Origin of the sequence: Salinisphaera sp. T5B8 (assembly GCF_040361255.1) — a bacterium.
Lineage (GTDB): Bacteria > Pseudomonadota > Gammaproteobacteria > Nevskiales > Salinisphaeraceae > Salinisphaera.
In genome coordinates, this window is record NZ_APNG01000027.1 from 19,988 (window position 1) to 40,271 (window position 20,284).

The window sequence follows — 20,284 nt, forward strand, 5'->3', positions numbered from 1 at the left end:
AGGCAAGCGTCGCTATCGCTCGCTCAAGGCCACGTCTTTTGTAGGTCGGCTTAGCGAAGCGTAAGCCGACAAGAACTCAGCCACGCGCCTGATTTCGGGTGGTAGCCGTATCGACTCTGCTCTATGGGTTAGCCGCCTATATTCGGACCCCGTGTGGAGCGACCGAGAAGCACAGGGCCGAAGGGTTTCCGGCGCACTGCGCCGGGGCGGCCAGCCTGTTTGAGGATCGCCAAAGCGATCCGAGCCATATTGATTGACTAGGGCCGCACCCTTCGGCCCGCGCATCGTAGTGGTTCGGCGCGTAGCGCCGACGCGCAACCCGGGCGTCTTTTTCTTTGCTTCCTTTCGTTTGGACGAGCAAACGAAAGGGAGTCGCACAGCAGTGCGAAACCAGGGGTTCGATAAACTCGTGAGTGCTGAAAGACGTGTGGCTCGAATCGTTCGCTGTCTGAATCACCTGCTCGGGTGAATTTCGGCTTGGGTTTTCGCGCAGCAGCGCGAAACCAAAGGTCCGACGAACTCGTGAGTGCCGAAAGCCCGATAGCTCGAACCGTTCCCTTCTTTAATTCACGTCGAGCGCCGAAGATTTAGCGCTTTAGGGCAGCCACCCAATCAAATCCGCCCCCTGTGCGCAGCGGCAAGCTCAAGAAACCCCTCGAGCGCCGGCAGTCCACGATCACCCCGACGCACGCCCAGATGAATCTGCTTGGCAATACCCTGCTCGCCCAGCGGCCGGGCGACGATGGCAAGCTGTGGCTGGTATTCCTCGATCAGCCAGCGCGGTAGCGCGGCCACACCGCGGCAGGCGGCGACCATCTGCAGCATGATGTCGGTCGATTCCACCGTCTTATGACGATGCGGCATAACCCCGGCCGGGGTGAGTAGCGATACGTAGATGTCCAGCCGACTGGGGTCGACCGGGTAGGACAACAACGTTTCGCCAGCCAGGTCGGCGGCCTGCACCGCGTCGCGTGTCGCGAGCGGATGGTCGGCCGCGACGGCCAGCACCTGTTCGTAGTCGAATACCGGCTCGAACTGCACGCCTTTCTTCTTGAGCGGATCGGGCGTGACCAGGATATCGATCTCGTGGTTGAACAGGGCGGCCATGCCGCCGAACTGGAACTGCTGCACCACGTCCACATCCACACCCGGCCAGGCGCTCAGATAGGGTTCCACCACCTTGAGCAGCCAGCGGTAGCAGGGGTGGCATTCCATGCCGATACGCAGGGAGCCGAATGTGCCGCTGGCATAGTCGGCCAGCACCGTATCCACGCGTTCGAGCTGGGGCAGCAGCCGGTTTGCAGCGGCCAGGAGGTGTTCGCCGGCCGGGGTCAGACGCACTTGCCGGCCTTCGCGTTGCCAGATCGTCGTACCGGAGCGTCGCTCGAGTTTGCGAATCGCATGGCTTAGCGCCGATTGGCTTAAATGCAGGGTACGGGCTGCGGCTGTCAGCGAGCCTTCCCGTTCGATGGCGCGCAGGATGCTGAGATGGATGCGCTCGATCATGGCAATAAATGAGCGATATTCATATATCGATGCAAATATACCAATTTTATTCATTGATATCGCGCTATAGAGTTCTGCGTCTCGAAACCCGGCGCCGAAGCAGTCCCATGCGCGCTTTGGCCGTCAACCACCGGAGCGACCATGACGATTTCCCAGAACCTCGGCTTCCCGCGTATCGGCGAACGCCGCGAACTCAAGAAAGCCACCGAGGCCTACTGGAAAGGCGAACTCGATTACGCAGGGCTCCAGGCCACCGGGGCCGAGTTGCGTCGAGCCAACTGGGCAAAACAGCAGGCCGCCGGTATCGAGCTGATTCCGTCGAACGATTTCTCGTTCTACGACCAGGTGCTCGACTTGTCGTGCCTCGTTGGCAATGTGCCCGAGCGCTTCGGCTGGGACGGCCAGACGATGAATATCGACGTGGCCTTCGACATGGCCCGTGGCACGGATACGGCCATCGCCTGTGAAATGACCAAGTGGTTTGATACCAACTATCACTATCTCGTGCCCGAATTTACGCGTGCGACGTCGTTCCAGCTGATCGGCACGAAGATCTTCGACGAGTTCGACGAGGCGAAGGCGCAGGGCATCGTCACCAAGCCGGTGATCGTCGGTCCGGCGACCTATCTGACCCTCGGCAAGGTCACCGACGGCTCCGATCTGAACAAGTTCGACCTCGCCGACGATCTGATTGCCATCTATGTCGAGATCGCCCAACGGTTGGCCGAACAGGGCGCCGAATGGCTGCAGATCGACGAACCGGTCTTTTCGCTGGATTTGAACGATGCCCAGCGCGAGGTCATCCGCAAGGCCTACGACGCGCTGGCCGGCGTGACGGGTATCAAGATCCTGGTGGCCAACTATTTCGGGGCGTTGGCCGACAACCGCGAGCTGTTTACCGCGTTGCCGGTCGCCGCGCTGCATATCGATGGCGTGCGTGCACCGGAAGAAATCGAAGCCGTGGCCGCGCGCCTGGGCGATGAGCAGTGGCTGTCGGTGGGCATCGTGGACGGTCGCAATATCTGGAAGAGCGACTTGTCGAAAGCGCTCGATAGACTCAAACCCGCGCATGGTGAAGTCGGCGGCGAGCGCCTGATGGTGGGCCCGTCCTGTGCCTTGCTGCATTCGCCGGTCACCCTGCGCAGTGAAACTCGGCTCGACGACGAGTTCAGAAACTGGCTCGCCTTCGCCGAGGAAAAGCTCGACGAGATCGTATTTCTGGCCGACGCGTTGGACAACAAATTGGACGAGGCCATGCTCGCGGCCAATCGCGAGGCCATGGCCGACCGTGCGGATTCGGCGCGTATCCATGACGCAGCGGTCAAGCAGCGCCTGGCCGCGGTGAGCGACAAGGACATGAAACGGTTGTCGGCTTATCCCGAGCGCGCCGAGCAACAGCACGCCAAGCTCAAGCTGCCGGCCTATCCGACGACCACCATCGGTTCGTTCCCGCAGACCCAGGACGTGCGCAAGGCACGCGCGGCGCACAAGCGCGGCGATATGAGCGATGCCGACTACGACGCCTTTCTGGAAGAACAGATCGCCGAAGCCGTGAAAATGCAGGAAGCCATGGGCTTCGACATGCTCGTCCACGGCGAATTCGAGCGTAACGACATGGTCGAGTATTTTGGTGAACAGCTGGCCGGCTATGCGTTCACCAAGTTCGGCTGGGTGCAGAGTTATGGCAGCCGCTATGTGAAGCCGCCGATCATCTTCGGCGATGTCTCACGGCCCGAACCCATGACCGTGAAATGGTCGAAGTATGCCCAGTCGCTGACCGACAAGCCTATGAAAGGTATGCTCACCGGCCCGGTGACAATGGTGCAATGGGCGTTCGTGCGCGACGATCAGCCCCGGTCCGAAACGGTGAAACAGGTCGCCCTGGCCATTCGCGACGAGGTCTGCGATCTCGAAGCCGCCGGTCTGGCCGCGATCCAGATCGACGAGGCCGCGTTTCGTGAAGGATTGCCGCTGCGTCGTGCGCAGTGGGACGAATACCTGCGCTGGGCGGTGGATGCCTTCCGGCTGGCCAGCTGCGGGGTCGCCGACGACACCCAGATCCATACCCATATGTGCTATTCGGAGTTCAACGACATCATCGGGGCGATCGCCGAGATGGATGCCGACTGTATCTCGATCGAAACTTCGCGATCGCAGATGGAGCTGCTGGATGCCTTCGTGCAGTTTAGCTACCCGAATGAAATCGGCCCCGGCGTCTACGACATCCACAGCCCGCGGGTGCCGGATACGCGCGAAATGATCCAGCTGCTGGAAAAAGCCAGCGACGTGTTGCCGGCCGAGCGCATCTGGGTGAACCCGGATTGCGGGCTCAAGACCCGTGGTTGGGCCGAAGTGGAGCCGGCGTTGCAGCACATGGTGGAAGCCGCCCGCCAACTGCGTGAGCAACGCGCGGCCTGAGCCCGGTGTTGAGGTGATACGCAGTTGGGCGTAACAAAGCGCCCCGGTTCGCCGGGGCGTTTTTGATGGTCGTGCTTACCAGTAGCCCAGCAGCTTCCACCAGGCGATGCCGAGTGTGGCGAAGAGCAGGATATTGATCACCGACATCACGAAGCCGGCCAACCACCAGCGGCCCATCGTTACATAGCCGCTATTGAAGATCACCGGCGACGTGCCCGTGGCGTAATGGGTCAGCCCCATCATGATGGTGGAGGCAGCCACCATCATGAGCACGAATGCCTCGGTATAGTCGGCCGGTACGATCGCTACACCCACGCTCAGGAATGCGAGCATCATGGCGGTGATATGGGCCGTCGTGCTCGCGAACAGATAGTGGGAATACAAAAACAGCAGCACCAACAGGGCCGCGGCCGTCAGCCAGCTCAGCCCCAGCGCGCTCAGCCCGCTCTGGATGAGCCCCGAGAACCATTCGATCACGCCCTGTTCGTTGAGCTGGGCGGCCAGCATCACGAGTGCGCCGAACCAGATCAGCGTGTCCCAGGCGCTCTTCTCGGCGAGCACATCGTTCCAGTCGATCGTGCCGGTGATCACGATCAGGAACAGGCCGAGCAGGGCGACCGCGGTGGGGCTCAGCTCGAAGCTCGGTCCGAGAATCATCGCGGGCACGTTCGCCCACAGAATCAGCAGCAGCACGAAGATCGCGATCATCACGCGTTCGGCGCCGCTGAGCGGGCCCTTCTTTTCCAGTTCGGCCTGGGCGAATTCCACGGCATGGGGCGTGCGCTTCAATTCCGGCGGCGCCAGCAGCATGAGCACCAGCGGCATCAACACCAGGCAGGCCAGGCCCGGCACCAGCATCGCCAATGCCCAGGTCGTCCAGCTCAGGTTGAAATTGCCGCCCGTGGCCTGCGAAACGTAGCTGAGCACCAACGGGTTGGGGGCGGTGGCGGTCACGAACATGCCCGAGGTAATGGCATTGGCATGCATGTTCACCAGCGCCAGATAACGCCCGATCCGGTTCTCGGTGCCCTTGTCGGGATCGGAATCGAAGGCATCGGCGATCGAGCGCATGATCGGGTGGACCACGCCGCCGCCGCGGGCGGTATTGCTGGGCGTGAGCGGCGCGAGCACCAGATCGCAAACCGCGATGCCGTAGCCAACGCCCAGCGTGCGCCGACCAAGCAGGCGGATGAAGATCAGCCCGATCCGACTGCCCAGACCGGTTTTCTTGAGCCCACAGGAGATCATGATCGCCACCACGATCAACCAGATCAGCGGGCTCGAGAAGCTGTCCAGCGCATCCGCGACCGCCGCGCCGGAGCTGTCCGCGGTGACCTGCGACAGCGACACGACCACGATCGCCATCAGCGCCATGACACCGATCGGCATCACCTTGAGGATGATGGCCACAATGGTCGTCGCGAAGATCGCCACCAGCCGCCAGGCATCCGGCGTCAGCCCGGCGGGCGTCGGCATCAACAGCATGCCCACGAGTACCGCGGTCGCAATGGCGGCGGGCACGATACGAAACGGAATCGTCTGCCGGAAAAACAGCCATGTGTCGCGAAGGGGGCCGATCATCGTGTTCGTCTTGTCGCTCACGGGTTGGGAGAAGTCGTGGGCGCGCCCGCGTTCAATCGAATCATCCCGGCGCGCGTAAAAGCTACACGCGCTTATCGAAACACGGCCCCGGCCGGCGACCTTTGATATAAATCAGATGCGCGAGCGCCGGGGCGTCTTTGTCTGTCTCAGCCAAGCCAGCGCTGGGGATGATCGTCGGCGAGCACGCCGTCATTCCAGTCCGCCCAGCCGGTGAACGGAATCGGCCGATCGGTAGCAAAGCGTTGCAGACGCTCGGTCCAGCGTTGCCGGCAGCCCTGCCGGTGGGCGTCGAAGCCGTCGCGATCCTGATACGCGATCCCGCCGCCCTGAATACCGTGGGCGACGAACGGCGCCAATACATCGAAGCCCATGTAGTGCAGCGAGTAGTGCGTCGGCCAGAGCAGGCGTTCGATCGGCCCGCCGCGGCCGTAGGGCGAAAATGTCCGGGCCGGGCCGCCGGTGGTCACCGACAGCATGGCCCGTTTGCCGCGAAAAACGCCTTCGTCGTAGCGCATGCGCCCGGTATAGAGCGCGCCATAGACGAACACGCGGTCGAACCAGCCCTTGAGGATGGCCGGTTGGGCATGCCACCACAGCGGGAATTGCAGGATGACCAGATCGGCCGCGTGCAGACGATCGATTTCGTGTTGGATGTCCGCCGCACGGCGTTGCTGGTCGCCGGCATGGCGTTGTTCGGTCAGCGCCGAGAAATAGGCCGTGTCGGCCCGTGTGTCGTAGCGGGCCGGGCCTTCGACCGGGTCGAAACCCTCGCCGTAGAGGTCCGAACGAGTGACGGTATGCCCCTTGTCGGCAAGTGTTTGCTCGGCGGTATCGGCGAGCGCGCCGTTGAAGGAGGCGGGTTCGGGATGGGCGAATACGATATGGGCGTGCATGGCGCGGGCCTTTAGAAAACCAGGCGCGCAGTTTGTGGTTTGCGATATCGTCGCGAAATAGACAGAAACGAGAAATAGGTTTGCGTTTATGCAAGCTGATATCGCCTGGGACGATCTGCGTCTGGTGCTGGCCATTGAACGGGCCGGGACGCTGGCCGGTGCGGCCCGCACGCTGGGCCTGCATCACGCCACGGTCTATCGGCGACTAATCGCCTGCGAACGCGCACTGGGCACCCGGCTGTTCGAGCGTGATCGTGGTCGTCATGTACCGACCGCCGCTGGCGCTGAATGGGTGGCCGTAGCCGACGATATGGACGGCGCGGTGGTGGATGCCGCGCGTCGTATGGCCGGGCGTGATTTTCAGGCAGCCGGCACGGTACGCCTGACCACCACGGATACGCTGCTGCACGGCCTTGTTTCGCCCGTATTGGCAGCGTTTCGTCAACGTTTCCCGGCTATTCGTCTGGATGTGCGTTTGTCCAACGCGCCCCTCGATCTGGCACGCCGCGATGCCGATCTGGCGATTCGTGCCGCCGACGCGCCGCCGGACCCGTTGATTGCCCAGCGGCTTGGCGAGATTGCGATCGCGCGCTATCGCTGCGCGCAGCATGCGCCGCCACCCAACGCCTGGGTCGGGTTGAGCGAAGCCGTATCGTTTGCGGCCTTGCATCGCTGGATGGCGGCCCGCGTCGACGCCGACGACATCGCCTTGCAGCTCGACAGCATGCTTGCCATACAGCGTGCGGCCGCCGATGGCCTGGGCGATGCGCTGCTGCCTTGTTATCTCGCCGATACCGATACGCAACTGCTGCGCGTTGGCACGCCCATACCGGAATTGGCCACGCCGGCCTGGCTGCTTGTGCATCCGGACATGCGACGCACGGCACGCGTTCGTGCACTTAGAGATGCACTTATCGACGCGTTCGCCAGCCCGGATGTGTGTTCGCGACTGGCGGGTGGATAGGCCGCCGATTCAGTTGCCGAGCGTGCGTTTAAGCCCTTCGTGGGATGCAACGAAACCCAGACTTTCATAGAAGCGCAGGGCATCGGGGCGTTGTTTGTCGGTGGTGAGCTGGATGAGTCGGCAGCCGTGTTCTTCTGCGCGCTCGATCGCCCATTCGAACAGCTTGCGGCCGACGCCCTGGCCGCGTCGACTACCGGCGATGCGTACGCCTTCGACCAGCGCGCGCCAACTGCCTTGATAGGTGAGATAGGGGATATAGGTTAGCTGCAGCATGCCCGCGATCTCGCCGTCCTGCTCGGCGACGATGAGTTCGTTGTTGGCGTCGGCATCGATCGCTGCGAACGCCTGTTTGTAACTTGTCGGCAACGGGTTGGAAGGGCACTCGCGTGTCGCGCCCAGGGCATCGTCGGCCAGCAGCTGCACGAGGGCGTCGAGATCTGCGGCCCGTGCAATACGAAAAACGAGTTCGGACATGGTCACTCCCGGTGTTGTTGAACGCGGTCAGCCGGCACGCTCGGCATCGGCGCTCTTGGCCTGTTTGTGGCTTTCTTCGTTAGCGCCGTGCTGCCAGTAGCTGGAGATATACATGTCCTCGCGCGCGACCTTGCGCTCTTGCTTGAGGTAGGTGCGCAGGCGGCGCATGGCCTGGAATTCGCAGGCGCACCATATCGCGGCGCGGCCTGCGAGCCAGTCAATTGCACAGACCGCATCGAGGAGGGCGTCGCTGTTCTCGCCGGGGTGTGGATTGATCACCCAATGCAGTTGCACGGGCTGTGGCGCGGCCAAAGGCTGGATATCGCGTTCGTCGAGCACTTCGATCACCGCATGGCCGCGGGTGTCGGCCGGCAGCTGTTCCAGGTTGGCGCTGATCGCGGGCAGGGCGGTCATGTCGCCGATGAGCAGCACCCAGTCGGCGCTGGCATCGACACGTTTTTTGGGACCGGGGCCGGCGATCGCGATGTGGTCGCCGGGCTGGGCGGTTTCTGCCCAGCGGGCAGCCGGGCCATCGTCGCTGTGGCGGACGAAATCGATATCCACGGCATCCGGGCGCTGGGCACGAATGGTGTACGTACGCAGCAACGGCCTTTCACGCTCCGGGTGCGGGAGCTGTAGCTTCACATAGGCGCTCGGCTGGTCGGCCGGGAAGTCGATCATGCCTTCGCCGCCCAGCGTGATGCGCAACATGTTGGGCGTGATTTCGTTCTTGTCGAGCACGGTGAAATTACGGGGCGGGGCTTTTCGGCTCATTGCGGGTTCTCGTGGGTCTCGAGATTGACGATCATCGATTCCGCGAGTTCGACGAAGCGCTTGATATCGGTCTCGGGCAGTGCGCGGGCCATGCGGGCGCCGGCCTCGGCTTCGACCGTGCGAATGCGCTCGGCCATGGTGGAGCCGGCTGGGGTGAGTTCCAGTTGTCGATAGCGGCTGTCCTGGGGATGCGGGTAGCGCGTGAGCAGGCCTTCGCTTTCGAGATCCTTGATCAGGCGGGCGATATGGCCCTTGTCCTGGCGTGCGCGCGCAGAGATGTCCTGGGCAGATGTGCCGGGGTGGCTGGCAATGCCTTTGATCATGCGGATCTGGGCGACGCTCAACTCGATGCCCGCTGTCGCGTAGCCGTCACGCATCGCGCGTTTATAGGCGTGCAGCAGCTGATGCAGGGTTTCGCCGATCGGTGAATGCATGGCGGCAGTTAGTTGACCAAGGCAACTAATTATTTGTGCATTGGTTGACGTTGTCAACTAATGCGCTGCCCGGTCCGCAATCAGACCACCCGTAATCTGGCGGGTTGTTAAACTACGCCGCCTGTCATTCCCTGCCCGGCCTTTTGTCATGACGATCACTACCCGTTTCGCGCCGTCGCCGACCGGTTATCTGCATATCGGGGGCGCACGCACCGCGCTGTATTCCTGGCTGCATGCAAAAGCCAGCGGTGGGCGCTTCGTGTTGCGTATCGAGGATACCGACCGCGAGCGCTCCACCGACGAGGCCGTGCAGGCAATTCTGGATGCCATGGCATGGCTCGATCTCGAGCACGACGGCGAGATTTACTACCAGACCAAGCGCTTCGACCGCTATGCCGAAGTCATCGATTGGTTGCTCGCCGAAGGCAAGGCCTATCGCTGCTATTCGAGCGCCGAGGAGGTCGAAGCCATGCGTGAGGCCGCGCGTGCCAAGGGCAAAAAGCCGAAATACGACGGCACCTGGCGGCCGATGCCGGGCAAGACATTGCCGGAGCCGCCCGCAGGCGTGGACCCGGTCATCCGTTTTGCCACGCCGCTGGATGGTCAGACCGTCATCCACGACATCGTCAAGGGCGATATCACCATCTCCAACACCGAGCTGGACGATCTGGTGATTGCCCGTGCCGACGGCACGCCCACCTACAACTTCTGTGTGGTGGTCGACGATATGGATATGGGCATTACCCATATCATTCGTGGCGACGATCATGTGAACAACACACCGCGCCAGATCAACATCCTGAAAGCGTTGATCGGCGACTTTGCCGAGCTGCCGGTCTATGCCCATGTGCCCATGATTCTGGGCGCCGACGGCAAGCGCCTGTCCAAGCGCCATGGCGCGGTGGGTGTGATGCATTATCGCGAAGAAGGATTCCTGCCGGGCGCGCTGCTGAACTATCTGGTGCGCCTGGGCTGGGCGCATGGGGATCAGGAAATCTTCACCCGCGAACAGATGCTCGAGCATTTCGATATCGAGCATGTCCAGGGCGGGGCCTCGACCTTCGATCCGGACAAGCTGCTGTGGGTGAATCAGGAACACCTGAAGATGGCCGCGCCCGAGGCGCTGGTGGGCGAGCTGCGCTGGCATCTGGCACGGCTGGGCATCGAAGGCGTGGACGATACGCGCCTGGCCGAGATCGCCGCGATCCAGAAAGGCCGCTGCAAGACGGTGCGGGAAATGGCCGAGCAGAGTCTGTTCGTGTTCCAGCCGGTGAGCGAATATGAGCCCAAGGCAGTCAAGAAACATATCAAGACCGCCACGCCCGATCTGCTCGCCCAGGTACGCGACGGACTCGCGAAACTGGACGACTGGAACGGCGACGCCGCGAGTGCGGTGGTCAAGCAGGTCGCGGCCGACAACGAGGTCGGCATGGGCAAGGTCGCCCAGCCCATTCGTATCGCGGTGACCGGCGGGCCCGTGTCGCCGTCGATCGACGACACACTCGTTCTGCTCGGCCGCGATGAAACGCTGGCACGCCTGGATGCGGCGGTGGTCGCGTTTGCCGAGGGATAGGGTTATATACCCGGCACATCAACGGACTTGATCATGTACAAAGTTCAGCCTACGGGGTGAACATCAGGCCACTTGGCCCCTCGAGCGATCTGTCGTTCGCGGTTAGGGGCGGGTAAACCTGCTTGCTTGCGCACAGCTAGCTGAGTTTATAACGCATCAAGAAGTCATTTATCCGCCGGTCACGCCGATTCATTGATTTGGCCGCGTTGGGACATCGACTGTATTGGCGCTGCAGCATCGGCGGCATTAGCCGTGGTCCGCAGATCGACGCAGATCGCACAGATCAAAGACAGGAAGGCGCGGCCGTTCGTTGCTGTCCGACGCATGGGCCGAGCGCTTTTCATCTGTGTAATCTGCGAAATCTGCGGTTGCGCTTGAAGAACGAAGCCATCGCGCCGGCGAACACCGAAATCTACATACGGCGATGCCGGTAAAGCAGGGCGTTCAATTCGGCCAGGCTCGTGATCGTGTAGTCGGGCACGATCGCCGTGTCATTCTCCCTACCTTCGCGGTTGAGCCAGACCGACGTCGCGCCGATCGCGTTGGCGCCGGCGATATCGGTGTCCAGCCCGTCGCCGATATGGATCATTTCTGTCGGGCTGCAGCCGGTATGCATGAGCGCGTGCGAGAACATGTCGGCTGCCGGTTTGGGACGGTGGGCGTCGTCGGCAAACGCGATTACGTCGAAGTAATCGGCGATCCCCAGCCGCTGTGGATGGGTGTTGCCGTTGGAAAGCAGCGCGAGGCGCGGACCCGGATCAAGACCGGCGAAAAACGGGGCGGTGTCGGCATACAAGGGCGTCGAACCCAGCCGGTATTGCAGATAAGCCGTATAGAGTTGATCGGCCAGCCGGTCATCGCGCCGATCGTGTTCGGCGAGCAGCGCCTGAAACGCACGCCGGCGAATCTCGGCAAACGACAGGCCCGAGGCGCCTTCAGCGGCGAGGATGCGATCGCGTATCGCCATCATCGGCGCGATATTGACGAGTGTCGCGGCCAGATGCGGGCGCCGGTCGATGAGCAGCCCGCGCACCCGTTCCAGCGCCGTGCGCATGCCGGTGTCGAAATCCCAGAGCGTCATGTCGCCGTCGAAACTGAGCAGCCGATATCGCAACGCGCGGGTGACCGGATTCGTATCAAGGGAAATACCATAACAGCCACGCGCTCGCTACAATGCTTGTTCAATTGTCGAGGTCCGCATGTCCACTACCTATCTAGAACTGCAGGTGCTGAGCACCGGCCAGACCTCGCGCCTGGCCGAAATGTTTCGCCTGCTGGGCGAGCCCAATCGCCTGTCGCTGGTCTATGCCTGCCTCGAAGAGCCGCAGAGCGTGCAGACGCTGGCGGCCGATATCGATATTTCCATGTCGCTGGCCAGCCATCATCTGCGCCTGCTGCGCTCGGCACGCCTGCTACGCGCCGAACGGCGCGGCAAACAGGTCTTCTATGTCGCCGCCGACGCGCATGTACAGCGTGTGCTGCGAGATATGGTCCGGCACAGCGACGAGGCGTAGACGCCATGAGCCATGCACACGATCACGACCACGACCATGATCACGGTCTGGGCGGGCATCATCATCACGGCGGCAGCGGCCGCGTGCTGCTGTTCTCGTTGTGTCTGACGCTGGCCTTTGCCTTCGTCGAGGCGGTTGGCGGCTGGTGGGCGGACTCGCTGGCATTGATGTCGGATGCCGGGCACATGTTCACCGACAGCTCGTCGCTGGCGATCGGCGCGCTGGCGGCCTGGATGGCCAAGCGCCCGGCTTCCAAGGTGCATTCCTTCGGCCTGCAGCGTGCCGAGGTGCTGGGTGCGTTGATCAATGCCGTGCTGATGATCGCCGTGGTCGTCGCGATCGCCGTTTCCGCGATCCAGCGCTTTGCCGAGCCGCGCGACGTGGCCGGCATGCCGGTGATGATCATTGCCGGCATCGGTCTGGTGATGAATATCGTCGTGGCCGCGATTCTCATGCGCGGCGAACAGACCATGAACGTGCGCGGCGCACTGATTCACGTAATCGGCGACCTGTTGGGTTCGGTAGCCGCGATCGTGGCGGGTGCGGTGATCCTGCTCACCGGCTGGATGCCCATCGATCCGCTGTTGTCACTAGGCGTGAGCGCGCTGATTCTGGTTTCGGCGTGGCGGCTGCTCAAGGACGTGGTGCATGTACTCATGGAAGGCGTGCCCAAGGGGCTGGATGCTGCGCGTGTGAGCGATGAACTGGCGGGCGTCGAAGGCGTGCACTCGGTGCACGACCTGCATATCTGGAGCCTGTCCTCGAGCCAGCGCGCGCTGGCCGCGCATATCGAGATCAGTCGCATGAGCGACTGGCAGGCCATCCTGCCGCGGCTGCAGACACTGCTCGCCGAGCGATTTTCCATCACCCATACCACGCTGCAGCCGGAAGACCGCCAGACCGCGATGGCCTGTGCAATGGATTCGGATTGCGGCGTGGCCACTTAAGGGCAGACAACGGGCAGGGGTCGGCCATGTCGATACAACTCAAGCGTATCTACGACTCGGTATCCGAGAACGACGGACGCCGCGTTCTGGTGGACGGCATGTGGCCGCGCGGCGTCAAGAAAGCCCATGTGGAACTGGACGACTGGTACAAGTCGGTGGCGCCGTCGCGCGATCTGCGGCGCTGGTTCGGCCACGATCGCGATCGCTGGGAGACATTTCGCGAGCGCTATCGCGCCGAGCTGGATGGCTCCGACAATGAGGATCTCGACGCCCTGCGCGAAATCGTGGCCCGGGAGGACAAGATAACGCTGCTTTTTGCCGCCCGCGATACCGAATGCAACCACGCCGTCGTGCTCAAGGACTGGCTGGAAGACGCGGCATGAGCGACACGACCGGCATGAACGAGGCCGAACGCATCCGCGCAGCCTGTATCGAAGCCGCACTCGCCGGTTACGAGGAGGCCGCTATCGCCGGTCTGTGCGGGGAAGGCGCACTGGAGATGGCGATCAGCGCGATACGTCGTCTCGATATGGCCGAGATCCTGGGCTACGGCGACGCCTCGGCGGCCGAATATACCCGGCAAAGGGGATAGCCCAGGCGCATAGCCGCGCCGCGGGCAGGCATGAAAAAGCCCGGGCGGCGTCCTGCGCACCCGGGCTTTGATACGACGCGCGAGCGTCGAGCGAGCTACTTGCTCTGGTAGTACTGCATCAGAATCTCGGCGACTTCCGGGCGCGAGAATTCCTCGGGCGGGGCGATGCCGTTGCCGAGCATTTCGCGCACCTTGGTGCCCGAGAGCAGCACGAAGTCGTCCTTGGTGTGGTCGGGCACGTCGCGCATCATCACGACCTTGCCGAGTTTCTTCGAAAAGGCGGTGTGATCGGCCGCGAAAATCTCGATCTCCAGGGCATCGTCGGGCACGCGCTCCTCGAAGATGGTCTGGGCATCGAAGGGGCCGTAAAAGTCGCCCACGCCGGCATGGTCACGGCCGACAATGAGATAGGAGCAGCCGGCGTTCTGGCGGAACACGGCATGCAGCACGGCTTCACGCGGGCCGGCATAGAGCATGTCGAAGCCGTAGCCGGTGATCATCACCGTGTTCTTGGGGAAATAGTGGTCCACCATCGTACGGATGGCGGCATCACGCACGTTGGCCGGAATATCGCCGGGCTTGAGCTTGCCCAGCAGCATGTGCACCAGAATGCCGTCGGCGCCGGTGGCCTCCAGCGCCATCTTGCACAGTTCCTCGTGGGCACGGTGCATGGGATTGCGGGTCTGGAAGGCCACGACCTTTTCCCAGCCACGCTCGGCGAACTCGTCGCGAATCGACTGCGCGGTACGGAAGGTGTCGGGGAAATCCTTTTCGAAATAGCTGAAGTTCAGCACCTGAATCGGGCCATGCACGACATGGCGGCCAAGCGATTTGAAGGTCGCCACGCCGGGATGTTCGTCGTCGCCGGTGGTGAAGATCTGTTCGACCAGCGTGTTCAGCTCGTCTTCGCTGAATTCGTCGATGCCTTCGATATCCTGGACCGCGATCACCGGGTTGCCTTCGACGTTCGGGTCGCGCAGGGCGATACGGGCCGCACCCTTGATCGGCTCGATGTCGTCGACCAGGTTGAGCACGGGCACGGGCCAGAACAATCCATCGGCGGTACGCAGGTTTTCGCCGACCGACAACGCATCGGCCTTGCTCATGAAGCCGGTGAGCGGGTTGAAATAGCCGGCGCCGAGCATGACCGCGTTGGCCGCGGCCGCCGAGCTGACGGTGATCGCCGGCAGTTCGTGGGCTTCCTGTATCAGTTGCTCGCGGTCGGCCTCGTCGGCCACGTACAGCGGGTTGAGCGTATCGGAACCGTGCGGTTTGATCATGTCGTCGCGCCTTGCATTGTCGAATGGCAAAAACGAATCGCGTGGCCGAATCGGCGCTCACGCGCGAGCGGCCACGGCCTCGCTGGACTGTGGGCGCTCGGTTTCAAGTTTGCGGATTCTAACGTATTGCGCTTGGGGGGCGCGCAATGCCTGCCCGTGACGGGCGGGACAGCCCTTTACGAGCTTTTCTTGCTGGTATCGTTTTCGCAGTTGTCCGCGCGGCACTCGCCGTAGAGCACGAGCGTGTGCTTGGACAGGTCGAAGCCGGACTTCTGGGCCACGTCGCGCTGGCGCTGCTGGATCTCGGTATCGAAGAATTCCTCGATCTTGCCGCATTTCACGCAGATCAGATGATCGTGCGGGCCCTGTTCGAGCTCGAACAGGGCATGGCCATCCTCGAAATGGTGGCGAATCACCAGGCCCGCGTCCTCGAACTGGGACAGCACGCGATAGATCGTGGCCAGGCCGATGTCTTCGTCCTCCGCCATGAGGCGGCGATAGACGTCTTCGGCCGAGAGATGATCTTCCCGATTGTTTTGCAGCACTTCCAGGATTTTCAGGCGCGGCAGTGTCGCCTTGAGTCCGGCTTTGCGCAGATCGCTGGTTTCCATGCGTCGGCACCTCGATGAATCGCAGAACGGCCCGTGTCGATCAGGACCGTCCGGGCGCTGAATGCTTCAGCCCGGTCGTGGCGCCGTCCTAACGCGCGTGATCGCGATCGTAGGTCAGCGCTCGGCCGATACAGCCTTGGCTAAGTTTACCTTCATGATAGGCCAATTGGCCAGACACGAAAGTGCTCATGATGCGGCTTTCAAACGTATGGCCGGCAAACGGCGACCAGCCGCACTTGGCCAGAATCGGTTCCCGGTCGACCACCGTCTGACCGGTCATATCCACCAGCACCAGATCGGCCCAGTAGCCTTCCCGAATATAGCCGCGCTCTTCGATATCGAAGCGATCGGCGACATTATGCGCGCTCTTGGTGACCAGCTGTTCCAGGCTGAAGTGCCCGGCGCTAACCTGGTCGAGCAGCGACGGCATCGCATGCTGGACCAGTGGCAGGCCGGCGGGCGCGGCGAAATAGGGCTGATTCTTTTCCGAGAGTTGATGCGGTGCGTGATCCGTGGCCAATACATCGATGCGGTCGTCGGCCACCGCTTTCAACAGCGCCATCCGGTCGGCGTGGGTCTTGATCGCCGGGTTGCACTTGATCAGCGTGCCGCGGGCGGCGTAATCGCTGTCCTCGAAAAACAGATGATGGGTACAGGCCTCGGCGGTGATCTGCTTGTTCGCCATCGCCCCGGTTTCGAACAGATCCAGTTCGTCGGCGGTGGTGATATGCAGGATATGCAGCCGTGCACCGTGACGCCGGGCCAGGTCGATGGCCTTGGACGACGATGCATAGCAGGCCTCGCGCGAGCGAATCACCGGATGCTCGCTCATGGGCACATCCTCGCCGTAGAGATCGCGCGCGCGTTGCGCGTTGGCCTCGATCATCGGCGTGTCCTCACAGTGGGTGAGGATGGTCAGCGGCGAATGTTCGAAGATCTGTTCGAGCGCCGTGTCGTCGTCGACGAGCATGCGGCCTGTCGAGGCGCCCATGAAGATCTTCACGCCGGCCGACAGGCGCGTGTCGAGCTTCTTGATTTCTTCGATGTTGTCGTTGGTGGCACCGAAGTGGAACCCGTAGTTGGCCGTGCAGCGGCCTTTCGCCAGCGCATGCTTGGCCACCATCGCGTCGTGGTCGACGGTCGGCGGCTTGACGTTGGGCATGTCCATGAAGCTGGTGATGCCACCGGCCACCGCCGCGGCCGATTCGCTGGCCAGATCGGCCTTGTCGGTCAGCCCTGGCTCACGAAAATGCACCTGGTCATCGATCATGCCAGGCAACAGGTAGTGGCCCTGGGCGTCGATGACTTCGACATCGGAGGGGGCAGCGATCTGTGGGGCGATCTTTTCGATACGCCCGTCGCGAATCAGCACATCGGCATCGCTGCGCTGGCCTTCGTTAACGAGACAGGCGTTCGCAATCAGATAATCGGTCATGCGGCGAGGCGGGTAGGAATTTGCCCCAGTTTATGACCTGTGGCCGTTTCGTACGAGTCCACGCACGCGCCCATCGCGGGCGGGCGCAGTCTCGCGCGCCGCGTGATTGTCTTTAAGCCGGGCTCGACAGGTCGATGCCGCGCTCGGGCAGCATCACCGGAATGCCGTCGTCCACGCGATAGGCGGTATGCCGATCGGCGGTGACCAGCGCGGCCTCGAGCGGGGCGTCGACCGGGCGGTCGTCGGCATAGCGTGCCTGGCCGGCATCCACCCGCGCGTTAAGGCGCGTGAGCGTGTCCTGATCGGCCAGCGTGACCGCCGCGCCCGATACCGGGCACACCAGAATATCCAGCAGTTTCTTGTCCACGAAGGCCACTCGTTGGGATCCAGGCCGGCGATTCTAGCATCGCCACGATGCGCACCGCGCGCGATTCAAGAAACCGCGCCACTGGCCGCTATCCGTTGTCAGGACATCAGGCGTGGCTGCGCGCGAGCGTGCGTTGCACGCGCAAAGAGAATGGCATGCAAGACGCGACCGACTCCCTCACGAGCGCCTATCGACAGCGCATCCATCCGCATATGGCCTGTATCGCGCTTGGTTTCATGCTGCTGTGCCTGGGGGTGGGGCTGGCCACTGCCAGCCTGCTGCTCGCATTGGTCGTGATCGTGCCGAGTGCAGCGTTGAGCCTGCTGGGGGTATTTTTCGCGCCGGGCACGCGGGCCAGCGCGCTCATGCTGGCGGTGCAGTTCGTCGTGCTCGCGGCACTGCTGGTCGAACAGAGCGGCGGCATGGCCGAAGCGCATCTGGGGGGTTTCATCGGGTTGCTGGCATTGGTGGCCTATGCCGACAGGCGTGTCATCGTCACGGCGACCGCCATGGCGATCCTGCATGCGTGTTTGTTTGCTTATCTGCAATCACGGGGTCTGGTTACGCTTTATGCCGAGCCGGGTGATGGCACAGCCCTGATGAGCCGGCTGGCGATGCATGTGGGCGCGCTGCTGGCCTATGCAAGCGTGCTCGTATATCTGGCGCAGCTGTCGGGCCGGGCGGTTCGGGACCTGTTCGATATTCAGGCATTCGCCGAAGCCGCCGAACGCGGCACGCTGACCCAGATGTTTGCCCCGGCGCAACTGCAGCGACCGGCGATTGCGGCAGTCGCGCGTCTGCAAGCGCGGTTTTCGCAACGCCTGGCTACGGCCAGCAAGGCCGCGGATGCGGTACGCCGGCTCAGCGGTGATGCGACGCAGGCACAACAACGGCTGCAGGTTCAGGCTGAGCGTAGCGGTGTGCATATCGAGCGCATGACCACGAGCACCCAAAAGTTGGGCAGTGCCAGCCGTGAGAGCATCGGCCAGGCCGAGCAGACTCGGGAACTGGCCACCAATGTGGGCGGCGCGCTCGATCAGAGCGCGCAGAGCGTAAAACGTCTGGACGATACGATGGCCCGGGTCGATGAAAGCGCGCGCGATATCGCCCGGCTGCTCGGCGAGCTCGATGCGATCAGCCGACAGACCAACCTGCTCGCGCTCAATGCGTCAGTGGAAGCCGCCCGTGCCGGCGAGCAGGGGCGCGGTTTCGCGGTGGTGGCTGGCGAGGTGCGCACGCTCTCCCAGCGCAGCAGCGATGTGTCACGCGCGATCCGCGAACGCGTCGAGCATTCGCTTGGCCATGTCGAAACCGGGGTCGACGATGTCGAGCGCGCGGCCGAACGCATGCAGGCCGTGGTCGACGTGTTCGAACAGATCCAGCAGCGCATGCATGAAATCAGTGCCTCGGGCGGGGCGCAACGGGTCGGGCTCGATGTGCTCGACGAGGGCATTCGCGCCATGCAGCAGGCAATGGCTGCCTCGGTGCAATCCATCGAAACCACGCGCGAGGTCGCCGATCGCCTGAATCGCGAAGCCGATCTGCTGGGCGAGGCAATCGGTTATTTTCGGATTCCTGCCGACGATATCGCCGGGCCCGGCGGGCGACGCGAACGCCGCCATCGTCAGCGTCCACCCAAGGAATCGGTGACCGAGTCCGTACGTCGGGGCGTCTTGCCGACCTGAGCCGGGCGCTGCGGCAAAACGTCGCGACGCGATTGAAAACAGCGGTCCATGTCGACTGTCCGGGCGCCGGATTAATATATGCTGGGTCGCCCGTTCTCCTGCACACGAGCGATCATGCGCGACGAGGTCAAGGACTACTACGGCCGTCAGCTCACCGGCAGCCAGGATCTGGCCACCACGGCCTGTTGCGATCAGGCCCCGCCTGAACATCTCAAACCGGTATTGGCCAGGCTCCACGACGAAGTGGTCAGCCGCTACTACGGCTGTGGCCTGGTCGCTCCGGCCGCGCTCGAGGGTATGCGTATTCTCGATCTGGGCAGTGGCAGCGGGCGTGATGTCTATCTGTTGTCGGCCCTGGTGGGTGAAGCGGGTGAAGTCGTTGGTGTCGACATGACCGACGAACAGCTGGAAGTCGCGCGCCGACATCAGGACTACCATCGGCAGGCTTTCGGCTTCGAGCGTTCCAACGTGCGTTTTCTCAAGGGCTATATCGAAGCGCTCGACGAACTCGATCTGACGCCGGCGAGCTTCGATATCGTGATCTCGAACTGCGTGATCAACCTGAGTACCGACAAGGCCAAGGTGCTGTCCGACGTCAAACGATTGCTCAAACCCGGCGGCGAATTCTATTTTTCGGATGTCTATGCGGACCGCCGCGTGCCGGCCGAGCTCGCGCGCGATCCGGTGCTCTACGGCGAATGTCTGGCTGGCGCGCTCTACTGGAACGATTTCGAAAATCTCGCCCGCGCCAGTGGCTTTGGCGATCCGCGGTTGGTGGAATCGCGGCGCCTGGGCATCGACAATCCGGCCATCGAAGCGCGTCTGGGCAGTATCCGTTTTTATTCGGCAACCTATCGCCTATTCAATATCGATGCGCTGGAGCCGGCCTGTGAAGACTACGGCCAGGCGGTGATCTATCAGGGCACGCTCGCCGACATGCCGGATGCCTTCGTGCTCGATGGCCACCACAGAATCGAAACAGGCCGGGTATTTCCCGTCTGCGGCAATACCTGGCGCATGCTCGCCGAGAGCCGTTTCGCTGCGCATTTCGAGTTCATCGGCAATTTCGATACCCATTACGGCATCTTTGCCGGCTGTGGCACGACACTGCCTTTCGATGAGGAGTCGCCCGCAAAAGCCGAGGCCGGTGGCTGCTGTTAGCTCGGGGCCGCGTAGGTGGATGAGATGGATCCGCTCCTCCTAATCGGCGTCAAT

General features: G+C 62.7%; 20 protein-coding genes. 9 read left to right on the forward strand and 11 right to left on the reverse strand.

Features of this window, described 5'->3' with window-relative positions; all coding sequences use genetic code 11:
• Positions 1-612: 612 nt before the first annotated feature.
• Positions 613-1,506 (reverse strand): LysR family transcriptional regulator, encoded by an 894-nt coding sequence (locus tag T5B8_RS17980; protein ID WP_353180745.1) that lies wholly within the window; start codon positions 1,504-1,506, stop codon positions 613-615.
• A 141-nt stretch (positions 1,507-1,647) separates the two neighbouring features.
• Here T5B8_RS17980 and metE point away from each other — a divergent pair, with 141 nt between their 5' ends.
• The gene (metE, locus tag T5B8_RS17985) at positions 1,648-3,924 is read left to right on the forward strand and encodes a 5-methyltetrahydropteroyltriglutamate--homocysteine S-methyltransferase (protein WP_353180746.1); all 2,277 of its coding nucleotides are present in this window, start codon (positions 1,648-1,650) and stop codon (positions 3,922-3,924) included.
• 75 nt (positions 3,925-3,999) lie between these two features.
• Here metE and T5B8_RS17990 read toward each other — a convergent pair whose 3' ends face one another.
• On the reverse strand, positions 4,000-5,505 hold the full coding sequence (locus T5B8_RS17990) for a DASS family sodium-coupled anion symporter (protein WP_353180747.1): 1,506 nt from the start codon (positions 5,503-5,505) through the stop codon (positions 4,000-4,002).
• A 167-nt stretch (positions 5,506-5,672) separates the two neighbouring features.
• The gene (locus T5B8_RS17995; RefSeq protein WP_353180748.1) at positions 5,673-6,419 is read right to left on the reverse strand and encodes an NAD(P)H-dependent oxidoreductase; all 747 of its coding nucleotides are present in this window, start codon (positions 6,417-6,419) and stop codon (positions 5,673-5,675) included.
• A gap of 88 nt (positions 6,420-6,507) precedes the next feature.
• Here T5B8_RS17995 and T5B8_RS18000 point away from each other — a divergent pair, with 88 nt between their 5' ends.
• Positions 6,508-7,383, forward strand: coding sequence for a LysR family transcriptional regulator (locus T5B8_RS18000; protein WP_353180749.1), 876 nt, complete (start codon positions 6,508-6,510; stop codon positions 7,381-7,383).
• Between the two features lie 9 nt (positions 7,384-7,392).
• Here the strand turns inward: T5B8_RS18000 and T5B8_RS18005 are convergent, their stop codons facing one another.
• The 3 genes from T5B8_RS18005 to T5B8_RS18015 are packed head-to-tail and all read right to left on the reverse strand — an operon-like array spanning position 7,393 to position 9,065.
• A complete protein-coding gene (locus tag T5B8_RS18005; protein WP_353180750.1) occupies positions 7,393-7,857 on the reverse strand; it encodes a GNAT family N-acetyltransferase in 465 nt (154 codons plus the stop codon).
• 27 nt (positions 7,858-7,884) lie between these two features.
• On the reverse strand, positions 7,885-8,631 hold the full coding sequence (locus T5B8_RS18010; RefSeq protein WP_353180751.1) for a siderophore-interacting protein: 747 nt from the start codon (positions 8,629-8,631) through the stop codon (positions 7,885-7,887).
• A complete protein-coding gene (locus T5B8_RS18015; protein WP_353180752.1) occupies positions 8,628-9,065 on the reverse strand; it encodes a MarR family winged helix-turn-helix transcriptional regulator in 438 nt (145 codons plus the stop codon). Before T5B8_RS18015 ends, T5B8_RS18010 begins: the two co-directional genes overlap by 4 nt.
• A 148-nt stretch (positions 9,066-9,213) precedes the next feature.
• Here T5B8_RS18015 and gltX point away from each other — a divergent pair, with 148 nt between their 5' ends.
• Positions 9,214-10,638, forward strand: coding sequence for a glutamate--tRNA ligase (gltX, locus tag T5B8_RS18020; protein ID WP_353180753.1), 1,425 nt, complete (start codon positions 9,214-9,216; stop codon positions 10,636-10,638).
• A gap of 412 nt (positions 10,639-11,050) precedes the next feature.
• Here the strand turns inward: gltX and T5B8_RS18025 are convergent, their stop codons facing one another.
• Positions 11,051-11,752, reverse strand: coding sequence for an HAD family hydrolase (locus T5B8_RS18025; RefSeq protein ID WP_353180754.1), 702 nt, complete (start codon positions 11,750-11,752; stop codon positions 11,051-11,053).
• Positions 11,753-11,837: 85 nt separating this feature from the next.
• On the opposite strand from T5B8_RS18025, the gene T5B8_RS18030 reads away from it, so the two are divergent.
• Genes T5B8_RS18030 through T5B8_RS18045 form a run of 4 tightly spaced genes read left to right on the forward strand, consistent with a single transcriptional unit; the run spans position 11,838 to position 13,691 of the window.
• Entirely contained in the window at positions 11,838-12,152 is a 315-nt protein-coding gene (locus T5B8_RS18030) for an ArsR/SmtB family transcription factor (protein ID WP_353180755.1), read from the forward strand.
• Between the two features lie 5 nt (positions 12,153-12,157).
• Positions 12,158-13,099: a cation diffusion facilitator family transporter gene (locus T5B8_RS18035; protein ID WP_353180756.1), complete on the forward strand. Its 942-nt coding sequence runs from the start codon at positions 12,158-12,160 to the stop codon at positions 13,097-13,099.
• A gap of 26 nt (positions 13,100-13,125) precedes the next feature.
• On the forward strand, positions 13,126-13,482 hold the full coding sequence (locus T5B8_RS18040; protein ID WP_353180757.1) for a DUF488 domain-containing protein: 357 nt from the start codon (positions 13,126-13,128) through the stop codon (positions 13,480-13,482).
• The gene (locus tag T5B8_RS18045; RefSeq protein WP_353180758.1) at positions 13,479-13,691 is read left to right on the forward strand and encodes an acetyltransferase; all 213 of its coding nucleotides are present in this window, start codon (positions 13,479-13,481) and stop codon (positions 13,689-13,691) included. The genes T5B8_RS18040 and T5B8_RS18045 overlap by 4 nt, the downstream gene beginning before the upstream one ends.
• Before the next feature lie 95 nt (positions 13,692-13,786).
• Here the strand turns inward: T5B8_RS18045 and sat are convergent, their stop codons facing one another.
• The 4 genes from sat to T5B8_RS18065 form a co-directional block, all read right to left on the reverse strand.
• Positions 13,787-14,971, reverse strand: coding sequence for a sulfate adenylyltransferase (sat, locus tag T5B8_RS18050; protein WP_353180759.1), 1,185 nt, complete (start codon positions 14,969-14,971; stop codon positions 13,787-13,789).
• Between the two features lie 176 nt (positions 14,972-15,147).
• Positions 15,148-15,582, reverse strand: a complete 435-nt coding sequence (gene fur, locus T5B8_RS18055; RefSeq protein WP_293623592.1) for a ferric iron uptake transcriptional regulator — start codon at positions 15,580-15,582, stop codon at positions 15,148-15,150.
• A gap of 88 nt (positions 15,583-15,670) precedes the next feature.
• On the reverse strand, positions 15,671-17,017 hold the full coding sequence (locus T5B8_RS18060; protein WP_353180760.1) for a dihydroorotase: 1,347 nt from the start codon (positions 17,015-17,017) through the stop codon (positions 15,671-15,673).
• Between the two features lie 112 nt (positions 17,018-17,129).
• Complete coding sequence (locus tag T5B8_RS18065; RefSeq protein ID WP_353180761.1) at positions 17,130-17,384, reverse strand: Trm112 family protein; 255 nt, start codon at positions 17,382-17,384, stop codon at positions 17,130-17,132.
• Between the two features lie 155 nt (positions 17,385-17,539).
• Here T5B8_RS18065 and T5B8_RS18070 point away from each other — a divergent pair, with 155 nt between their 5' ends.
• Both T5B8_RS18070 and T5B8_RS18075 read left to right on the forward strand, forming a co-directional pair.
• Positions 17,540-19,069 (forward strand): methyl-accepting chemotaxis protein, encoded by a 1,530-nt coding sequence (locus T5B8_RS18070; RefSeq protein ID WP_353180762.1) that lies wholly within the window; start codon positions 17,540-17,542, stop codon positions 19,067-19,069.
• Between the two features lie 114 nt (positions 19,070-19,183).
• Positions 19,184-20,230 (forward strand): methyltransferase domain-containing protein, encoded by a 1,047-nt coding sequence (locus T5B8_RS18075; protein ID WP_353180763.1) that lies wholly within the window; start codon positions 19,184-19,186, stop codon positions 20,228-20,230.
• The last annotated feature ends 54 nt before the right edge of the window (positions 20,231-20,284 follow it).